The 19,141-nt window shown below is 58.1% G+C and carries 16 protein-coding genes; 10 read left to right on the top strand and 6 right to left on the bottom strand.

Annotation, left to right across the window (positions count from 1 at the left end; all coding sequences use genetic code 11):
* Window positions 1-18: 18 nt before the first annotated feature.
* Window positions 19-225, bottom strand: a complete 207-nt coding sequence (locus FEM41_RS13340) for a DUF2517 family protein (RefSeq protein WP_138096434.1) — start codon at window positions 223-225, stop codon at window positions 19-21.
* A 307-nt stretch (window positions 226-532) separates the two neighbouring features.
* On the opposite strand from FEM41_RS13340, the gene kdpF reads away from it, so the two are divergent.
* The 6 genes from kdpF to kdpE are packed head-to-tail and all read left to right on the top strand — an operon-like array spanning window position 533 to window position 8,307.
* A complete protein-coding gene (kdpF, locus tag FEM41_RS13335) occupies window positions 533-622 on the top strand; it encodes a K(+)-transporting ATPase subunit F (RefSeq protein WP_138096433.1) in 90 nt (29 codons plus the stop codon).
* Window positions 622-2,325: a potassium-transporting ATPase subunit KdpA gene (kdpA, locus tag FEM41_RS13330; RefSeq protein WP_138096432.1), complete on the top strand. Its 1,704-nt coding sequence runs from the start codon at window positions 622-624 to the stop codon at window positions 2,323-2,325. The genes kdpF and kdpA overlap by 1 nt, the downstream gene beginning before the upstream one ends.
* A complete protein-coding gene (gene kdpB, locus FEM41_RS13325; RefSeq protein WP_138096431.1) occupies window positions 2,322-4,364 on the top strand; it encodes a potassium-transporting ATPase subunit KdpB in 2,043 nt (680 codons plus the stop codon). Before kdpA ends, kdpB begins: the two co-directional genes overlap by 4 nt.
* A gap of 12 nt (window positions 4,365-4,376) precedes the next feature.
* A complete protein-coding gene (kdpC, locus tag FEM41_RS13320) occupies window positions 4,377-4,943 on the top strand; it encodes a potassium-transporting ATPase subunit KdpC (RefSeq protein WP_138096430.1) in 567 nt (188 codons plus the stop codon).
* The gene (kdpD, locus tag FEM41_RS13315) at window positions 4,943-7,636 is read left to right on the top strand and encodes a two-component system sensor histidine kinase KdpD (RefSeq protein ID WP_138096429.1); all 2,694 of its coding nucleotides are present in this window, start codon (window positions 4,943-4,945) and stop codon (window positions 7,634-7,636) included. The genes kdpC and kdpD overlap by 1 nt, the downstream gene beginning before the upstream one ends.
* Entirely contained in the window at window positions 7,633-8,307 is a 675-nt protein-coding gene (gene kdpE, locus FEM41_RS13310) for a two-component system response regulator KdpE (protein WP_138096428.1), read from the top strand. The genes kdpD and kdpE overlap by 4 nt, the downstream gene beginning before the upstream one ends.
* Here kdpE and FEM41_RS13305 read toward each other — a convergent pair.
* The 3 genes from FEM41_RS13305 to seqA all read right to left on the bottom strand — a co-directional run bounded on the left by FEM41_RS13305 (window position 8,289) and on the right by seqA (window position 12,158).
* Window positions 8,289-9,791, bottom strand: coding sequence for a tryptophan halogenase family protein (locus FEM41_RS13305; RefSeq protein WP_138096427.1), 1,503 nt, complete (start codon window positions 9,789-9,791; stop codon window positions 8,289-8,291). The genes kdpE and FEM41_RS13305 overlap by 19 nt on opposite strands.
* A 149-nt stretch (window positions 9,792-9,940) precedes the next feature.
* Entirely contained in the window at window positions 9,941-11,584 is a 1,644-nt protein-coding gene (gene pgm / locus FEM41_RS13300) for a phosphoglucomutase (alpha-D-glucose-1,6-bisphosphate-dependent) (RefSeq protein ID WP_138096426.1), read from the bottom strand.
* A 25-nt stretch (window positions 11,585-11,609) separates the two neighbouring features.
* A complete protein-coding gene (gene seqA, locus FEM41_RS13295; RefSeq protein WP_138096425.1) occupies window positions 11,610-12,158 on the bottom strand; it encodes a replication initiation negative regulator SeqA in 549 nt (182 codons plus the stop codon).
* Window positions 12,159-12,339: 181 nt separating this feature from the next.
* Between seqA and ybfF the strand changes: the two genes are divergently transcribed.
* The 4 genes from ybfF to fur all read left to right on the top strand — a co-directional run bounded on the left by ybfF (window position 12,340) and on the right by fur (window position 14,936).
* Window positions 12,340-13,107 (top strand): esterase, encoded by a 768-nt coding sequence (gene ybfF, locus FEM41_RS13290; protein ID WP_138096424.1) that lies wholly within the window; start codon window positions 12,340-12,342, stop codon window positions 13,105-13,107.
* Window positions 13,108-13,229: 122 nt separating this feature from the next.
* A complete protein-coding gene (gene ybfE / locus FEM41_RS13285; protein ID WP_138096423.1) occupies window positions 13,230-13,511 on the top strand; it encodes a LexA regulated protein in 282 nt (93 codons plus the stop codon).
* A 151-nt stretch (window positions 13,512-13,662) separates the two neighbouring features.
* Window positions 13,663-14,193: a flavodoxin FldA gene (gene fldA / locus FEM41_RS13280; protein ID WP_138096422.1), complete on the top strand. Its 531-nt coding sequence runs from the start codon at window positions 13,663-13,665 to the stop codon at window positions 14,191-14,193.
* A gap of 290 nt (window positions 14,194-14,483) precedes the next feature.
* Window positions 14,484-14,936: a ferric iron uptake transcriptional regulator gene (fur, locus tag FEM41_RS13275; RefSeq protein ID WP_138096421.1), complete on the top strand. Its 453-nt coding sequence runs from the start codon at window positions 14,484-14,486 to the stop codon at window positions 14,934-14,936.
* Between the two features lie 116 nt (window positions 14,937-15,052).
* On the opposite strand, the gene glnS is transcribed toward fur, so the two are convergent.
* A complete protein-coding gene (glnS, locus tag FEM41_RS13270) occupies window positions 15,053-16,720 on the bottom strand; it encodes a glutamine--tRNA ligase (RefSeq protein ID WP_138096420.1) in 1,668 nt (555 codons plus the stop codon).
* 165 nt (window positions 16,721-16,885) lie between these two features.
* Window positions 16,886-18,913, bottom strand: coding sequence for an N-acetylglucosamine-specific PTS transporter subunit IIBC (gene nagE, locus FEM41_RS13265; protein WP_138096419.1), 2,028 nt, complete (start codon window positions 18,911-18,913; stop codon window positions 16,886-16,888).
* Window positions 18,914-19,141 lie beyond the last annotated feature (228 nt).

The raw sequence follows: 19,141 nt of genomic DNA, 5'->3' as shown, positions 1-19,141 counted from the left end.
ACCGGCTGACGTTAATGATTAATAAAAATCGTGGGCAGCCAGTTCCGCCTGCTCCATCCATACCGGCTTGTCGCTGGTCTTCGACCAGTAGCGATGCAGCCAGCTATAGAAGCGGGCGCGATCTTTCCACAACAGCATTGCAGGCAGCGCCAGCAATCCAACAAGCACCGCCAGGGTACGTCGCAACAGAATTTTCCACACGGGATAACGTTTATACAGCGCCATTTTCCCTCCTCAATTAGCTGGCCGGGCGGAGCGCCCGTATAAAAACGAAATGGTAACTGAGGAAAATAATACCGCGCCGGCTGAAAATTTACTACTCATCCGACCAGATAATCGTGCTGTTTTGCCGCTTATGCCGCTCAAAACGGTAATTTAGTTACAGAATAGTTAAAATAATACTAAATATAAGTAAATCCGCACCCGCCTGTTTTTATAGTTTTTTTACACGCCCCGCCCCGATTTTTGCACCTTCTTTGCGGCGTAACTCCTACTCTCACGGCACACCATAAAAAGCCACGGGAGGTGGAAGATGAGTCTGGGTGTTATTGCCGGCGTGATGCTGGTTCTGTTACTGCTGGGCTACCTGTTTTACGCCCTGATTAACGCGGAGGCATTCTGATGGCCGCCTCCGGATTGTTACTGATAGTTGGCTTTCTGGTGGTGCTGTTCGCTCTGGCACGACCATTGGGCCTGCTGCTGGCCCGGCTGATTGACGGGGAGCCGCTGCCGGTACTGGGAGCCATTGAGCGCCCACTCTGGCGGCTACTGGGCGATACTGACCGCGAAATGGACTGGCGCCGTTACCTGCTGGCGCTCCTGCTGTTTAACGGACTCGGGCTGGGACTGCTGTTCGCCATCCTGCTCGCTCAGGGCTCGCTGCCCCTGAATCCGCAGCATCTGGCGGGTCTGAGCTGGGATCTGGCCCTGAACACCGCCGTCAGTTTTGTCACCAATACCAACTGGCAAGCCTATGCGGGGGAAATCAGCCTGAGCGCCTTTAGCCAGATGGCGGGCCTTGCGGTACAGAACTTCCTGTCGGCTGCGACCGGCATCGCGGTGGCTTTCGCGCTCATTCGTGGACTGACCCGACGTAACGCCAGTGCGCCTGGCAACGCCTGGCGCGATCTGGTTCGCGTGACGCTGTGGGTCCTGTTGCCCATCGCGCTGATCATTGCGCTGGTCTTTATTCAACAGGGCGTCCCGCAAAATTTTTCCGCTTCGCAGCCCATAACCACCCTGGAAGGCCTGAAACAGATGCTGCCGATGGGGCCCGTCGCCTCTCAGGAAGCCATTAAAATGCTGGGCACCAACGGCGGCGGCTTCTTTAACGCCAACTCGGCCCATCCTTTCGAGAACCCCACGGCGCTGACCAACGCCATTCAGATGCTGGCCATTTTCCTGATACCCGCCGCGCTCTGTTTCGCCTTTGGCGAACAGTGCAACGATCGCCGCCAGGGGCGCACGTTGCTGTGGGCGATGACACTTATCTTCGCACTGTGCGCCGCTCTGGTGATGTGGAGCGAAGTTCAGGGTAACCCGCATCTGCTGGCGCTGGGCGCCGACAGTAGCCTGAATATGGAAGGCAAAGAGAGTCGCTTCGGCATCCTGGCCAGCAGCCTGTTCGCCACCGTCACTACCGCCGCCTCCTGCGGTGCGGTCAACGCCATGCACGACTCCTTTACCGCCCTGGGCGGCATGATCCCCATGTGGCTGATGCAGATTGGTGAAGTGGTGTTCGGCGGCGTCGGTTCTGGCCTGTACGGTATGCTGCTGTTTGTGCTGCTGGCGGTTTTTATCGCCGGATTAATGATTGGCCGCACCCCGGAATATCTGGGCAAGAAAATCGATGTCCCGGAGATGAAAATGACTGCGCTGGCAATTCTGGTCACCCCGGCCCTGGTGCTGGCGGGCAGCGCCCTGGCCATGATGACCGATGCCGGTCGCAGCGCCATGCTGAATCCCGGCCCTCACGGCTTCAGCGAAGTGCTCTACGCCCTGTCTTCGGCCTCAAACAATAACGGTAGCGCCTTCGCGGGTTTGAGCGCCAATACGCCGTTCTGGAACCTGCTGCTGGCGCTCTGCATGCTGCTGGGGCGCTTCGCCGTTATCGCGCCGGTGCTGGCAATTGCGGGCTCGCTGGCCCGCAAGCAGGCTCAGCCTGCCTCACCGGGGACCCTGCCCACTCACGGCCCCCTGTTTATTGGCTTGCTTATCGGCACTGTCCTGCTGGTAGGCGCCCTGACCTTTATTCCCGCCCTCGCCCTTGGGCCAGTGGCTGAACATCTTGCTCTACTGCACGACCTTCCGGAGAAACAGCTATGAGTCGTAAACAACTGGCGCTGCTGGAACCGGCGCTAACCCGCCAGGCCATCAAAGAGGCCCTGGTTAAACTGAATCCGGCCCTGCAGTGGCGCAACCCGGTGATGTTTGTGGTCTGGGTGGGAAGTCTGCTGACCACCCTACTGGCCGTCGCCATGGCAGCCGGACGCCTGCCCGGCGATGCGATCTTCACCGGCGCTATCAGCCTGTGGCTGTGGTTTACCGTGCTGTTCGCCAATATGGCCGAAGCGCTGGCGGAAGGACGCAGTAAAGCTCAGGCCAGCGCCCTGCGCGGCGTAAAAAAAACCGCCTTTGCAAAACGGCTACAGGCGCCCCGGCGCGATGCCGCTATCGATCATATCCCCTCGGCCGATCTGCGTAAGGGCGATGTGGTACTGGTGGAAGCCGGAGATATCATTCCCTGCGATGGCGAAGCGATAGCCGGTGGCGCCTCGGTGGATGAAAGCGCCATTACCGGCGAATCGGCACCGGTGATCCGCGAATCCGGCGGCGATTTCGCCTCGGTCACCGGCGGAACCCGCATTCTGTCGGACTGGCTGGTGATTCAGTGTAGCGTTAATCCGGGCGAAACCTTTCTCGACCGGATGATCGCCATGGTGGAAGGCGCCCAGCGTCGTAAAACCCCTAACGAAATCGCACTCACCATTCTGCTGGTGGCGCTGACCATTATTTTCCTGCTGGCGACCGCCACTCTGTGGCCCTTCTCACTCTATGGCGGCACCGCGGTCAGCGTTACCGTGCTGGTGGCGCTGCTGGTTTGCCTGATCCCCACCACTATTGGCGGCCTGCTGTCGGCCATTGGGGTTGCCGGGATGAGCCGGATGCTGGGCGCCAATGTCATCGCCACCAGCGGCCGTGCAGTAGAAGCCGCCGGGGATGTCGATGTGCTGCTATTGGATAAAACCGGCACCATCACCCTGGGTAACCGCCAGGCCAGCGAATTTCTGCCAGCGCCTGGCGTGGAAGAGCGGGTCCTGGCCGATGCCGCCCAGCTTGCCTCGCTGGCGGACGAAACGCCGGAAGGGCGCAGCATTGTGGTGCTGGCCAAACAGCGCTTCAATCTGCGCGAGCGCGACCTGCAGAGCCTGCAGGCCACCTTCGTGCCCTTTACCGCCAGCACCCGTATGAGCGGCATCAACCTGCACAATCGCCTGATTCGTAAAGGCTCGGTGGATGCGATTCGCCGCCATATTGAAGCCAACGGCGGCCAGTTTCCGGGAGCTGTGGACAGCCTGGTTGAACAGGTGGCGCGTCTGGGCAGTACGCCGCTGCTGGTGGCCGAAGGCAACCAGGTTCTGGGGGTGATTGCCCTGAAAGATATCGTCAAGGGCGGTATTAAAGAGCGCTTCGCCCGGCTGAGGCAGATGGGCATCAAAACCGTGATGATCACCGGTGATAACAGCCTGACTGCCGCCGCCATCGCAGCTGAAGCCGGTGTCGATGACTTCCTGGCCGAAGCCACGCCGGAAGCGAAACTGGCGCTGATTCGCCAGTATCAGGCCGAAGGTCGACTGGTCGCCATGACCGGAGACGGTACCAACGATGCCCCCGCGCTGGCCCAGGCCGATGTGGCCGTGGCAATGAACTCCGGCACCCAGGCGGCCAAAGAGGCCGGTAATATGGTGGATCTTGACTCGAACCCCACCAAGCTTATCGAGGTGGTGCATATCGGCAAACAGATGCTGATGACCCGGGGATCCCTGACCACCTTTAGTATCGCCAATGACGTGGCAAAATATTTCGCCATCATCCCGGCGGCCTTTACCGTCACTTATCCGCAACTGAGCGCCCTGAATGTGATGCACCTGCACTCCCCCGCCTCGGCGATCCTGAGCGCGGTGATCTTCAATGCGTTGATCATCATCTTTCTGATCCCGCTGGCGTTGAAGGGGGTGAGCTACCGGCCGCTGAGCGCCGCGGCCATGCTGCGCCGCAATCTTTGGCTCTACGGTCTGGGCGGACTGATCGCGCCCTTTATCGGTATCAAGCTTATCGACCTGCTGCTCACCCCCCTGCTTTAAGAGGACTCTCACATGGCTATTTTACGTCCCGCTATAATGACACTGCTGTTACTGACCATCGTAACCGGCGGGCTCTATCCGCTGGCGACCACGCTGCTCGGTCAGTGGTGGTTTCCCGCCCAGGCGGGCGGATCGCTGATAACCCGGGATGGCGAGGTGCGCGGTTCAGCGCTTATCGGTCAGCCATTCCATCAGGCCCGCTACTTTCAGGGGCGCCCCTCTGCGGGCAGCAGCGATCCCATGGCTTCAGGCGGCAGCAATCTGGCGCCGGGGAATCCCGAACTGGATAAACAGTTTGCAGAACGCATCGCGGCGCTACGGGCCGCTAACCCGGAGTCCAGCCGTCAGGTGCCGGTGGAACTGCTCACCGCGTCCGGGAGTGGCCTGGACGGACAGCTGAGCCCCGCCGCCGTAGCGTGGCAGATTCCGCGCGTCGCCAGAGAACGTGGCCTGAAGGCTGAGCAACTCAGCCGTCTGGTGGCGGCGAACACCGAAACACCGCTTCCCGGCTTCCCCGGTCTGCCGGTGGTCAATATACTGAAGCTTAATCTGGCGCTGGACGCACTCAGGAGTAAGTAATGACAGAGGAACCCGGACGCCCCGATCCCGACAGGCTGCTGCAACAGGCGCAGCCCGGGCGTCGCGGTCGGCTGAAAATCTTCTTTGGCGCCTGCGCCGGGGTGGGCAAAACCTGGTCGATGCTTCAGGCAGCCCGCCGCCTTCGCGACGAAGGGCTGGATATTCTGGTGGGGGTAGTGGAAACCCACGGCCGTAAAGAGACCGCCGCCCTGGTGGAAGGGCTACCGGTTTTGCCCCCCAGGCGCATTCACCATCGGGATCGCACCCTGTGGGAGTTCGATCTCGACGCCGCGCTGGCCCGGGCTCCGGCCCTGATTCTGATGGATGAACTGGCCCACAGTAACGCTCCCGGCTCGCGTCATCCCCGACGCTGGCAGGATGTGGAAGAGCTGCTCGAAGCCGGGATCGATGTATTTACCACCGTTAACGTACAGCACCTGGAAAGCCTGAATGACGTGGTCAGCGGCGTTACCAGCATCCGGGTACGGGAGACCGTGCCGGATCCGATCTTCGACGGTGCCGACGAGGTGGTCCTGGTGGATCTGCCGCCGGACGATCTGCGCCAGCGCCTGCGGGAAGGCAAGGTTTATATCGCCGATCAGGCCGAACGGGCCATTGAAAACTTCTTCCGTAAGGGGAACCTGATCGCCCTGCGCGAGCTGGCGCTGCGCCGTACCGCTGACCGGGTAGATGAACAGATGCGCGCCTGGCGCGACCGTCAGGGCCAGGAGAAGGTGTGGCACACCCGCGACGCCATTCTGCTGTGTATCGGCAGCAGCGACGGCAATGAAAAGCTGGTGCGCACCGCCGCACGCCTGGCAGCCAAACTCGGCAGCGCCTGGCACGCGGTCTATGTCGAGACGCCACATCTGCATCGCCTGCCGGAACACCAGCGACGCGCCATTCTGCGGGCATTGCGCCTGGCCCAGGAGCTGGGCGCGGAAACCGCGACCCTTTCCGATCCGGAAGAGGAAAAAGCGGTAGTACGCTATGCCCGTCAGCATAATCTGGGCAAGATCCTGATTGGCCGCCGCAACGCTCACCGCCGCCCCGCCTGGCTGCGGCGTAGCTTTGCCGATCGTTTGGCTATGCGCGCACCGGATCTCGACCTGGTGGTGGTGGCGCTGGAAGAGTCCCCCCGAGCCGCTCTCCCCCGCTCGCCGGATCCGCGCGGCTTTGCGGAAAAATGGCGGGCACAGCTCCGCGGCTGTCTGGTGGCCGTTGCCCTGTGCGCGTTGATTACCCTGGTCGCCAGCCACTGGCTTGCCGGTTTCGATGCCGCAAACCTGGTCATGCTCTATCTGCTGGGTGTGGTGGTGGTAGCGCTGTTTTACGGACGCTGGCCTTCGGTGCTGGCCACCTTTATCAACGTTCTGAGTTTCGATCTCTTTTTTATCGCCCCTCAGGGAACGCTGGCGGTCTCCGACGTTCAGTACCTGTTAACCTTTGCGGTCATGCTAAGCGTGGGGCTGGTGATTGGTAATCTGACCGCGGGCGTGCGCTACCAGGCTCGGGTGGCCCGCTACCGCGAGCAGCGTACCCGCCATCTGTATGAGATTTCCAAAGCGCTGGCGATGACCCGTACCCCGGGAGAGATCGCCGCCACCAGCGCCCATTTTCTCAGCAGCAGCTTTGCCGCCCGTAGCCAGTTACTCACCCCGGATGATCAGGGGCGACTCCAGCCGCGCCACGGCGGTGATGGCATTAGCCACTGGGACGAAGCCATCGCCCGCTGGAGTTTCGAAAAGGGGCAACCGGCCGGTGCCGGGACCGACACGCTTCCCGGCGTTCCCTACCAGATTCTGCCTCTACGGGCGGCAGGCATCAGCCTGGGCGTGCTTATCATCGAACCCGCCAGCCCGCGCCAGTTGATGATTCCGGAACAGCAGCGGCTGCTGGAAACCTTCACGCTGTTGGTGACTAACGCGCTGGAGCGTCTGGCATTGAGCGCCAGAGAAGCCCAGGCGCGACTGGCTTCCGAACGTGAACAGGTCCGCAATTCGCTGCTGGCCGCGCTTTCCCACGATCTGCGTACGCCGCTGACCGTGCTGTTCGGCCAGGCGGAAATTCTGACCCTGGACCTGGCCAGCGAAGGCTCAAAACATGCCCCTCAGGCCAGCGAAATTCGTCAGCAGGTGCTGAACACCACCCGTCTGGTCAATAATCTGCTGGATATGGCGCGTATTCAGTCCGGCGGCTTTAATCTGAAGAGAGAATGGCTGACTCTGGAAGAGGTGGTGGGTAGCGCGCTGCAGATGTCGCAACTGGCTATTGGCTGTCGGCATATCGATGTCGAACTGGCAGACCCCCTCAGTTTGATCCACGTGGATGGCCCGCTGTTCGAACGGGTACTGATTAACCTGCTGGAAAATGCGACCAAATACGCAGGCCCCGATGCGCAGATCGGTATTCACGCCACCCGTCATCCGGATACCCTGACGCTGGAGGTCCGGGACAACGGGCCCGGGATTCCCCACGGGCAGGAACAGGCGATTTTTGATAAATTCGCCAGAGGAACCAAAGAGTCGGCCATTCCTGGCGTGGGGCTGGGCCTGGCTATCTGCCAGGCGATTGTCAGCGTCCATGACGGCACCATCTATGCGGAAAACCGCCCTCAGGGAGGCGCCAGTTTTCACTTAGAGTTGCCCCAGGAGCCCGCGCCGACGCTGGATGAACTGAGTGAGGCACTGTGATTAATCTGCTGGTTGTGGAAGATGAAAAAGCCATTCGCCGCTTTCTGCGCAGCGCGCTGGAAGATGAAGGGATACGGGTTCATGAAGCAGAGACGCTGCAGCGCGGTCTGATCGAGGCCGCTACCCGTAAGCCGGAATTGGTGATTCTGGACCTCGGCCTGCCGGACGGCGACGGAGTCGATTTTATTCGCGAAGTCCGCCAGTGGAGCGCCATGCCCATTATTGTACTGTCGGCGCGCAGCGACGAGCAGGACAAGATCGCGGCGCTGGACGCCGGGGCCGACGACTATCTGTGCAAGCCCTTCGGCATTGGCGAGCTTCAGGCGCGCCTGCGGGTGGCGCTACGCCGCTGCGGTGGCGAGCAGCCCGCACCGGTCTGGCAGTTTGCCGATATCCGCGTCGATCTGGCTGCCAGGCGTATCACCCGCGGCGATGCGGAGATTCACCTGACCCCCATCGAATTCCGGCTGCTGGCGACATTGCTGAATAACGAAGGCAAGGTACTCACCCAGCGCCAGTTGCTTAATCAGGTGTGGGGCCCTAACGCCGTGGAACACAGCCACTATCTGCGCATCTATATGGGGCACCTGCGCCAGAAGCTGGAGCAGGACCCGGCGCGCCCGCGCCATCTGCTGACCGAAACCGGTATCGGTTACCGGTTTATCTCCTGATGCCGTTCGGCGGCAAAATTCAGCGCCTGCTGACGTTTTTCTGCCGGTAGCGCCAGCAGATCCATCTGTCCTGCCCGTGACGGCACCACCCCCAGCGGCGCCGCCACAAACATCCAGTTGATGGCGTGGAAAATACCGCGCCAGCCGTTGATGGCGTAGCTTTCCACATCCAGCAGGCGCGGCGTGCGCTCCTGCCAGCACTCACGCAGCGCGCGATAGCTTTCCGGATAAGGCGACTCAGATACCGCCTGCCACAGCGGCGTGTCGCGACGGGTGTTGTCGTAGTGCATCCGCAGGAAGTCGCGAATCCCCAGCCAGGACTGGAAGTTAGCCTGGTTAAATTCGCGGATCGTTTTATCAGAAATAATCCCCTGGCTGTGCACCAGTACCCGCTCAAAGCTGTACAACTGCTCCAGCATCTGACCAATAGAAGTGGCTTCCAGCGGCTCGACAAAACCGCTGGACAGACCCAATGCCATGACGTTGCCGACCCACACCTCTTCAAAGCAGCCGGGATCGAAACGCAGAGTTTTATGGGGCGTGATGGCATAGCCCAGCCGCTGTTCGATCTCGGCAATTGCCTGCTGTTCGGAGATATGCTTGCTGCTAAAGACATAGCCAGCCCCCACCCTGTCGATCAGCGGGATCTGCCACATCCAGCCTGCATCCATGGTGATAGCCCGGGTCACCAGCATCGGGTTTTCATGGGGATGCGGCATATAAAAGGGAATGGCGGAATCCATCAGCAGGTAGTCGCTGAACGAGTGCCACTTGCCGCCCATGCTCTTGCCCAACACCTTGCGCGACAGGCCGCTGGCGTCGATCAGGAAATCAACGTCGATAGTGCGATTATCGGCGCAGCGCAGCATACGGGCATGGCCCTGCTGGTCGAAAACCACCTCTTCCACCACCGTATCCAGATGCATCACCCCACGCGACAGCGCCACCTTTTTCAGGTAGGTCGCCAGTTTGTAGCTGTCGAAGTGGAAGGAAGGAACAATATCCCCACCGTTGGCTTTCAGTAGCGCACTAGCCTGGTCCTGGGGCGTATTGGCTTTAATCAGCGGGCTGGCCGCCAGATAGCTTTCCAGCGGGATGTTCTGACCGATCATGGCCGAAAGGCAGGGATAGAAACCGCGCTCGCTCCAGCGTGAAACCGGCGTCTCCTGGGAGGCGAACAGGTGATAAAAGCGGTCGTCTTCGCCGCCGGTTCGCCAGCCTTCATAGCTGAATCCCCACTTCCATGCAGCACCGGTTTCGCGAACGAACTCATCGATATCAATCTGGTAGCGTTGCAGGGCGTTGATGAAATTAAGTAATCCGCCTTCCCCCACGCCGACAATGCCGATCGAAGAGGATTCAATGACCTGAATGTCCACCTTCGGGCTAAACAGCCTGCGCAGGGCAATGGCCGCGAACCAGCCAGCGGTTCCCCCACCAAGCACCACAATACGTTGGGGGGCGGGGCTACGTAAGTTCAGCATCTTATCTCTCCTTGAGAAAACGCCTTGGGATTATTCCTGGCCCCAGAAAATACCACTCCGGGATGGAACTGACGGTACCTTTTGAGCGATTTGCGGACAAAAAAAATCCACCTGCCAGGCAGATGGATTTTTTGTGAGACAGACAGCGATTATTTAGCGTCTTTCAGCACCTGGCTGACGATCTCTACAGCCTCTTTTTCAATCTGCTGACGATGCTCCGCGCCCTGGAAGCTTTCACAGTAAATCTTGTAGGCATCCTCGGTACCGGACGGGCGAGCGGCAAACCAGCCGTTATCGGTCATCACTTTCAGACCACCGATGGAGGCTCCGTTACCCGGCGCCGCGGTTAAACGCGCGGTAATAGGGTCACCCGCCAGGGTACTGGCGCTCACCATTTCCGGAGACAACTTCGACAGCGCCGCTTTCTGTGCTGAGGTGGCCGAAGCCTGTATACGGTTATAGCTCGGGGCGCCGAAGCGAGCCGCCAGTTCGTCATAGTGCTGCTGCGGGTTTTTACCGGTGACGGCGGTAATTTCCGCCGCCAGCAGACACATGATGATACCGTCTTTATCGGTGGACCACGGCGTGCCATCGAAGCGCAGGAACGATGCCCCGGCGCTCTCTTCACCACCAAAGCCGAAACTGCCGTCGTGCAGACCGTCCACGAACCACTTAAAACCGACTGGCACTTCCACCAGCTTGCGACCCAGGTCGTCGACCACCCGGTCGATCATCGCCGAGGAAACCAGCGTCTTACCAACGGCCACTTCGTTGCCCCACTGCGGACGGTGGCGGAACAGGTAGTTGATGGCCACGGCCAGATAGTGGTTAGGATTCATCAGGCCGACCGGCGTGACAATGCCGTGACGGTCATAGTCGGGATCGTTGGCGAAAGCCAGGTCGAACTTATCGCGAAGCGCCAGCAGCCCCGCCATGGCGCACTCCGAAGAGCAGTCCATACGGATAGCGCCGTCTTTATCAAGGTGCATAAAGCGGAAGGTCTGATCCACCTGATCGTTCACGATGGTGAGATCAAGTTGATAGTGTTCGGCGATGCGCTTCCAGTATTCAATACCAGAGCCGCCCAGAGGATCGACGCCCAGCTTCAGGCCTGCTTTACGGATGGCATCCATATCTACGATGGTCGCCAGACCTTCGATAAACGGCTGTACCAGATCCAGCTCGCGCACCTGACCGCTGGCCCAGGCCTGGTCAAGAGACTGGCGCTTCACGGACTTTAACCCTTCAGCCAGAAGCTGGTTGGCGCGATCTTCGATAACCTTCGTGACGTTGGTATCGGCCGGGCCGCCGTTGGGCGGATTATACTTGATACCGCCATCTTCCGGCGGGTTGTGAGACGGCGTGATCACAATGCCGTCCGCCTGAGAGCCCGCCTTCTTATTGTGCTCCAGAATGGCGTTAGACACCGCAGGCGTCGGCGTAAAGCCGTTATCCTGCTGAACAATGACCTCGACGCCGTTGGCGCTCAGCACTTCCAGAACCGAGATAAACGCCGGTTCAGAGAGCGCATGAGTATCTTTGCCCACATAGCAGGGGCCGGTAATGCCGTTAGCGGCACGGTTTTCCGCTATCGCCTGGGCAATGGCCAGAATGTGCGGCTCGTTGAAACTGTGACGGGCAGCGCTGCCGCGGTGGCCGGAAGTGCCAAATTTAACCGCATGTTCAGGATTGCCCGTTTCCGGCTTCAGCACGTAGTACTGCGCCGTCAACTGCGCGACATTAATCAGATCGCTCTGCTGTGCAGGTTGCCCTGCGCGTTCATGGTTAGCCATTGTCCTGATCCTTCTGACATCAGAGTTAGATGGTGCCGCAAACTTTCTCGATCAGCTCCGCGGGGAACTGCATGCTCTGCATAATATGTTCAATCATGCTGCATTTGCGGCCTGTATTGGTATTGGTAATCACCCAGTACGGCGTGCCGGGAACCGCTTTCGGCTTGGTCTGGTTGCCGCTCTTAAGCAGGGTGCGCTCATCAGTCGCGAAGTAAACACGGGTGCGACCGTGCAGGGATTCTGTCGCTTCGACAAAGGCGGCGGCATCCAGAGAATAGAGCGTGGAGAGTACCAGCATAAAACGATTAACGGCCTTCTTCTGCTCGGCATACTCATCAGAGAGCAGCAGTTCACGCACCGCGCGTACGCGCTCGCGGGTGCCTTTCACCATCGGTTTCGGCTCCGCGCTGACGCTGGCCACAGGCGCCTGGGGTTTTGCTGAAGTGGTCTGTGCAGGCAGGGCGGCGGAAACTTTCAACATACGCCGCAAAATGTCGGACGCGCTCTCGCCAATGTGCAGGGTGTGGCTGGCAATATAGCGATACAGCTCGTCATCAACTTCAATCGTTTTCATCTTAATCCAGTGCAATATCTTTCTGAATACAAGTCGTTGGGATTATAAAGACAAATCTCAACAGCGGATAGCGTCAAACCAGGATAGCGGCAAAAGTCGGAATTAACCGGAAATTGCCACCGCACGGCAGAATGCCGAACATGATACCCTAACCAGACGAACTCAAAAAAAGAACTTTGCGATGAAACTCAATACCCGCCTGCAAACTGCACAATCCAGGGACGACCATGCGCCCGTCGTCCTGATTCACGGCCTGTTCGGCAGCCTGGACAATCTTGGGGTGCTGGGACGCTCTCTGGTGCAAGATCGCACGGTGCTGCAGCTCGATCTGCGCAATCACGGTCTCTCCCCGCGAAGCGATAGCATGACGTACAGGGAAATGGCGCAGGACGTGCTGGATACTCTGGACGACTGTCAGCTTGATAAAGTGACGCTGATCGGCCACTCCATGGGCGGTAAAGTGTCGATGGCGCTGAGCGCCCTGGCTCCGGAGCGCATCGAACAACTGGTGATGATTGATATTGCACCGGTGGCCTACCCGGTGCGCCGCCATGATGCCATCTTCGCCGCTGTGCGCGCAGTGACCGACAGTGGCGTTACCCGCCGCCACGATGCCGCGGCGATAATGCGCGAACACATCGAGGAAGAAGGCATTATCCAGTTCCTGCTGAAATCCTTCGCCAGCGGCGAGTGGCGCTTCAATGTGCCGGTGCTCTGGGATCAGTACGACAATATCACCGGTTGGGAGCCCACGCCCCCCTGGCCGCACCCGGCGCTGTTTATCCGCGGCGGCGATTCACCTTATATTCAGGCTTCCTCACAGGCGGAGATTGCCGCACAGTTCCCCCAGGCCCGCGCGCACGTCATCGCCGGTGCCGGACACTGGGTCCACGCGGAAAAACCCCAGGCGGTACTGCGGGCCATTGATCGCTTCCTTACTTCTGATTAAAAACCCATCGTCCGGTCGCCAGATACGCTCCAGGCGTTGGCGCACCGGATGGCACTAATGTATGATGGCGCGCTGTAAAAATCCGCTCCCGTAGCCTTTTCCCTGTCCAGCAGCAGCAAATCATGGCAAAAGAACAAACGGACCGCACGACGCTCGATCTCTTTGCGAACGAGCGCCGCCCGGGTCGACCCAAAACCAATCCGCTGTCGCGTGACGAGCAACTGCGCATCAACAAGCGCAATCAGCTCAAACGTGACAAAGTCCGCGGCCTGAAGCGCGTTGAGCTCAAACTCAATGCCGAGGCGGTGGATGCGCTCAATGAGCTCGCCGATGCGCGTAACATCAGCCGCAGCGAGCTTATCGAAGAGATTCTGCTGAGCCAGCTCGCCCAGCTCCGGGGCTAAGACCGCCCCTTACGCCGTCAGGTATGTTGCATACTGTGCACCCTGCGGCGAATAGCGGTTTCCGCACTCGAAGGGCTTCTGCTATGATTGCCCTATCCGTGGGCATTACGCAGCCACCATACTTTTTTAGATTCAAGAGGTTACTTTACTCATGGCAATCGTAGGCATTTTTTTCGGCAGCGACACCGGCAATACCGAAAATATCGCAAAAATGATTCAGAAACAGCTCGGTAAAGAAGTTGCTGAGGTGCATGATATTGCTAAAAGCAGCAAAGAAGACCTGGAAGGCTTCGATATTCTGCTGCTTGGTATCCCGACCTGGTACTACGGTGAAGCACAGTGTGACTGGGACGACTTCTTCCCCACGCTGGAAGAGGTAGACTTCAACGGTAAGCTGGTTGCGCTGTTTGGCTGCGGCGATCAGGAAGACTATGCGGAATACTTCTGCGACGCGCTGGGTACCATTCGCGATATTATCGAACCGAACGGCGCCACCATCGTGGGTCACTGGCCGACCGAAAGTTACCACTTCGAAGCGTCGAAAGGGCTGGCCGATGATGACCACTTCCTGGGTCTGGCTATTGATGAAGACCGTCAGCCGGAGCTGACCAACGAGCGCGTTGAGAAATGGGTTAAGCAGATCTCTGAAGAGCTGCATCTTGATGAAATCATCAACGCCTGATGATAAGTTGTTGCGGCGCGATCTGCGCCGCATTAATAGATATAACCGATAGTAATAATTGATACATTTCCTTAACTTTGCCCCACTAAGTTGTACAATAAGCCCGGTAAATTGGGCATCGGTGCCGTATCTGGCATAATTTTTCCCACTTTTTTATTCACATTTTTGCAGGTTGAACGCGGTTTTCATTTACCCTTCACGGTTCTATAATGAGACGCATTCATCTTTTTCATGAATTCTATGCAGTGCTCCAGAGGAGCTAAGTCATTAAGCAACAGGACATATTCCGCATGACTGACAACAATACCGCATTAAAGAAGGCCGGCCTGAAAGTCACGCTTCCCCGGTTAAAAATCCTGGAAGTGTTACAGGAGCCTGAAAATCACCATGTCAGTGCGGAAGACTTGTACAAGCGACTGATCGATATGGGTGAAGAGATTGGTCTGGCCACGGTTTACCGCGTGCTGAACCAGTTCGACGATGCAGGCATTGTCACCCGTCACAACTTCGAAGGCGGAAAGTCTGTTTTTGAGCTGACGCAGCAGCATCATCACGATCACCTTATCTGCCTGGATTGCGGCAAGGTGATTGAATTCAGCGATGATTCTATTGAAACTCGTCAGCGCGAGATCGCCACCCGGCACAATATCCGCCTGACCAACCACAGCCTCTACCTGTACGGCCACTGCGCTGAAGGAGACTGTCGGGAAGACGATGGCGCCCATGAGGCCAGCAAGAAGTAAGCGAGTCTACGCCACAGCCAAAAAAAACCGGAGATCGCTCTCCGGTTTTTTGTATAGAGAATAAAACCCCGGCGCAGAGGCCGGGGTTTTACTTATGGCGATTCAGGCGCGCAATATTAGCCGCCCATTTTCGCCCAGGTATCACGCAGTCCAACGGTGCGGTTAAATACCGGCTTATCGGCGCTGCTGGTCAGCCCATCAAGACAGAAGTAGCCTTCACGTTCGAACTGGTACGCGTTTTCCGGCTGTGCCGCCTTCAGGCTCTGCTCTCCGTAGCCCTGCTTCACCACCAGCGATTCTGGGTTAACGGTAGAAAGGAAATCTTCCGCCGAGCCCGGGTTCGCCACGCTGAACAGACGGTCATAGAGGCGGATTTCAATGGGCAATGCGTGAGCAGCGCTGACCCAGTGAATCACCCCTTTCACCTTGCGGCCATCGGCCGGATCTTTGCTCAGGGTATCAGCATCGTAGCTACAGCGAATCGCGGTGATATTGCCATCGGCGTCTTTTTCCACCTCTTCGGCTTTGATCACATAGGCGTTACGCAGACGTACCTCTTTGCCCAGCACCAGACGCTTATACTGCTTGTTCGCTTCTTCACGGAAGTCAGCGCGATCGATCCAGATTTCACCGCTGAAAGGCACCTCGCGGTTACCCATCTCCGGACGGTTCGGATGATTCGGCATGGTCACCATCTCGCTCTGCCCCTGCGGGTAGTTGGTGATGATAAGCTTAACCGGATCGATAACCGCCATCGCACGCGGCGCATTCTCATTCAGATCTTCGCGAATGCAGGCTTCCAGCGACGCCATCTCAACGGTGTTGTCCTGCTTGGTCACGCCGATACGTTTGCAGAATTCGCGGATAGAGGCCGCAGTGTAGCCACGGCGACGCAGACCGGAAATGGTCGGCATACGCGGATCGTTCCAGCCTTCCACTATCTTCTCGGTCACCAGCAGATTGAGTTTACGCTTGGACATAATGGCGTATTCCAGATTCAGGCGCGAAAACTCGTACTGACGCGGATGAGCCGGAATGGTGATATTGTCCAGCACCCAGTCATACAGGCGGCGGTTATCCTGGAATTCCAGGGTACACAGCGAATGGGTGATCCCTTCCAGCGCATCGGAAATGCAGTGGGTGAAATCATACATCGGGTAGATGCACCACTTATTGCCGGTCTGGTGATGATCGGCAAATTTAATGCGGTACAGCACCGGATCGCGCATCACCATAAACGGCGATGCCATATCGATCTTCGCACGCAGGCAGGCGGTGCCCTCGGCGAATTCACCGGCACGCATCTTTTCAAACAGCGCCAGGTTCTCTTCCACGCTGCGATCGCGATACGGGCTGTTCTTGCCCGGCTCGGTCAGAGTGCCGCGGTATTCACGAATCTGCTCCGGCGTCAGTTCATCAACGAAAGCCAGGCCTTTGTTGATCAGTTCGATGGCGTAGTGGTACAGCTGGTCGAAATAGTCAGAGGAGTAACGCACGTCACCCGCCCAGTGAAAGCCCAGCCACTCGACATCCTGCTTAATGGAGTCCACATACTCGATATCTTCTTTAACCGGGTTAGTGTCGTCGAAGCGCAGATTGCAGGTGCCCTGGTAATCCTGAGCGATGCCGAAGTTCAGGCAGATGGATTTCGCATGGCCGATATGCAGATAGCCGTTCGGCTCAGGAGGGAAACGCGTGCAAATGGTGGTGTGTTTGCCGCTGGCCAGATCCTCATCAATAATCTGGCGAATAAAGTTAGTTGGGCGGGCTTCAGCCTCACTCATCTCTTAATACCTCAAAGCGTTTTTAACTCGGTTAACGTGGAATGATCTTACAAGCCGTCGCCGGACACAACCCTTAGTTACAGAAATTCGCACAGCTTTGGCGCGGGAATAAAAAAACGGCCGGGTTCTCACCCGGCCGCTCTCAGAGATATCGTCCGACAGACGTTATTTCTTCGCTTTAATCTCGTACAGCGGGGTTTCGCCAGCCACCAGAGTACCGGTCGCTTTCACCACCAGACCGCTGTAGTCGTCGATGTTGCTGCAGACCACCGGGCTAATCATCGAGCGCGCATTGGCGTTCAGGAAGTCGAGATCCATCTCCAGCACCGGCTGACCGGCAGCAACAGAGGCCCCCTCTTCTACCAGACGCTTAAAGCCTTTACCTGCCAGCGCCACGGTATCGATACCCATGTGCACCACAATCTCAGCGCCGTCATCGGTCTCCAGGCAGAAAGCGTGGTTGGTATTAAAGATTTTCACCACGGTGCCTGCCGCCGGAGCCACGACCGTCTTATCGCTGGGCTTAATCGCTACGCCGTCGCCTACCGCTTTGCTGGCGAAGGCTTCGTCCGGCACCTCGTCCAGCGCCACCAGTTCGCCGCTAACCGGCGCCACCAGGGTCAACAGCGTCGGCAGGTCGTTGCGCACCGCCTGAGGCCTGGCCTGTGCGGCAGGCGCCGACTGAGCTGCGTCAGACTGTGAGGCTGCAACCGGTCCCGTGGTCTTCATGGCGTTGGCGATCTTCTCAGCTACAAAGCCAACGATGATCTGTACGCTGGTCTTGTTCAGGCGAATCACGCCGCTGGCGCCAAGGCGCTTAGCCAGTGCGTCATCCACCACCGCAGAATCTTTCACCGACAAACGCAGGCGAGTGATACAGGCATCGATACCGGTCAGGTTATCGGAACCCCCTACCGCTGCGATGTACTGACGAGCCAGTTCGGCGACGTCCTGCTTCTCACCGCCGCTGACATTGGTGTCCTGACCATCGGCTTCGCTACCGGCCACGGCCAGCTCGCGCCCCGGCGTCATCAGGTTAAATTTGGTGATGGTGAAGCGGAACACCAGATAGTAAATAACGAAGAACACCAGGCCCTGCGGAATCAGCATGTACCACTGCGTGGCCAGCGGGTTACGCGAAGAGAGCACCATATCCACCAGACCGGCGCTGAAACCGAAACCGGCAATCCAGTGCATGCTGGCGGCGATGAAAACAGAGATACCGGTCAGTGCGGCGTGAATCACGTACAGTACCGGCGCAACGAACATGAAGGAGAACTCCAGCGGCTCGGTGATACCGGTGAAGAAGGCGGCGAACGCCCCCGCCATCATGATACCCATCACCTTCGCTTTGTTTTCGGGGCGTGCGCACTGGTAAATCGCCAGCGCCGCACCAGGCAGACCGAACATCATGATCGGGAAGAAGCCCGCCTGATAGCGACCGGTGATACCCACAACCGCTTTACCCGCCTCGATAGACTGAGCGCCGCCCAGGAAGTTAGGAATATCGTTGATACCCGCGACATCGAACCAGAATACCGAGTTCAGCGCATGGTGCAGGCCTACCGGGATCAGCAGACGGTTAAAGAAAGCGTAAACCCCGGCGCCAATGGAACCCATTTTCTGGATATATTCGCCGAACTCCACCAGGCCGCCAAAGATCACCGGCCAGACGTACATCAGTACGAAGGCGACAGCAATCATCACGAAGGAGGTCAGAATCGGCACCAAACGGCGACCGCTAAAGAACGACAGCGCTTTCGGCAACTCCACGCCGCTGAAGCGGTTATACAGCTCAGCCGAGATGATACCCACCAGGATACCCACGAACTGGTTATTAATTTTCGCGAAGGCGGCAGGAACTTCCGCTTCCGGGATGCTCTGGATCATGGAGACCGCGGCAGGTGAACAGAGCGTGGTCAAAACCAGAAAACCGACAAAGCCGGTCAGCGCCGCTGCACCGTCTTTATCTTTGGACATGCCGTATGCAACACCGATGGCGAACAGCACAGACATGTTATCTATAATGGCGGCACCGGACTTGATAAAGAAGGCAGCGAGCGCATTATCGCCCCCCCAGCCGACCGGATCGATCCAGTAACCGACACCCATAAGGATGGCGGCGGCGGGCAGCGTGGCCACCGGCACCATCAAAGCGCGCCCTACGCGCTGTAAGTAGCCTAGAATACTCACTTTATTCCCCCTAGAAGACCCCGAGTGAAGCCTCGTAACTCTTTTTATAGTGCGATCGGCCCGGGCTACGGGCTAATCCATACGGCAAATGTCATATCACAGCAGAGTGTGTGGAAAATTAATTCGCTTCGCAAATTAAAACCCTGCTTTTTGTGAATTCAATCACCAAATTTCGTATCTTGCCTGGCATCTCTATGGCTATCTTATAAAACTTATTTTATTATGAAA

The organism is Jejubacter calystegiae, from assembly GCF_005671395.1.
GTDB classification, from domain to species: Bacteria; Pseudomonadota; Gammaproteobacteria; order Enterobacterales; family Enterobacteriaceae; genus Jejubacter; species Jejubacter calystegiae.
Note: the sequence above shows the minus strand (reverse complement) of the source record. Positions and strands in the feature narration are given on the sequence as shown.

What these genes read in the sequence shown, in the direction of transcription:
- kdpA (WP_138096432.1), top strand. Translation starts at nt 622, where the DNA reads ATGGCCGCCTCCGGATTGTTACTGATAGTTGGCTTTCTGGTGGTGCTG.
- ybfF (WP_138096424.1), top strand. Translation starts at nt 12,340, where the DNA reads ATGAAACTCAATACCCGCCTGCAAACTGCACAATCCAGGGACGACCAT.
- seqA (WP_138096425.1), bottom strand. Translation starts at nt 12,158, where the DNA reads ATGAAAACGATTGAAGTTGATGACGAGCTGTATCGCTATATTGCCAGC.
- FEM41_RS13340 (WP_138096434.1), bottom strand. Translation starts at nt 225, where the DNA reads ATGGCGCTGTATAAACGTTATCCCGTGTGGAAAATTCTGTTGCGACGT.
- fur (WP_138096421.1), top strand. Translation starts at nt 14,484, where the DNA reads ATGACTGACAACAATACCGCATTAAAGAAGGCCGGCCTGAAAGTCACG.
- kdpF (WP_138096433.1), top strand. Translation starts at nt 533, where the DNA reads ATGAGTCTGGGTGTTATTGCCGGCGTGATGCTGGTTCTGTTACTGCTG.
- pgm (WP_138096426.1), bottom strand. Translation starts at nt 11,584, where the DNA reads ATGGCTAACCATGAACGCGCAGGGCAACCTGCACAGCAGAGCGATCTG.
- glnS (WP_138096420.1), bottom strand. Translation starts at nt 16,720, where the DNA reads ATGAGTGAGGCTGAAGCCCGCCCAACTAACTTTATTCGCCAGATTATT.
- FEM41_RS13305 (WP_138096427.1), bottom strand. Translation starts at nt 9,791, where the DNA reads ATGCTGAACTTACGTAGCCCCGCCCCCCAACGTATTGTGGTGCTTGGT.
- fldA (WP_138096422.1), top strand. Translation starts at nt 13,663, where the DNA reads ATGGCAATCGTAGGCATTTTTTTCGGCAGCGACACCGGCAATACCGAA.
- kdpC (WP_138096430.1), top strand. Translation starts at nt 4,377, where the DNA reads ATGGCTATTTTACGTCCCGCTATAATGACACTGCTGTTACTGACCATC.
- kdpB (WP_138096431.1), top strand. Translation starts at nt 2,322, where the DNA reads ATGAGTCGTAAACAACTGGCGCTGCTGGAACCGGCGCTAACCCGCCAG.
- kdpD (WP_138096429.1), top strand. Translation starts at nt 4,943, where the DNA reads ATGACAGAGGAACCCGGACGCCCCGATCCCGACAGGCTGCTGCAACAG.
- ybfE (WP_138096423.1), top strand. Translation starts at nt 13,230, where the DNA reads ATGGCAAAAGAACAAACGGACCGCACGACGCTCGATCTCTTTGCGAAC.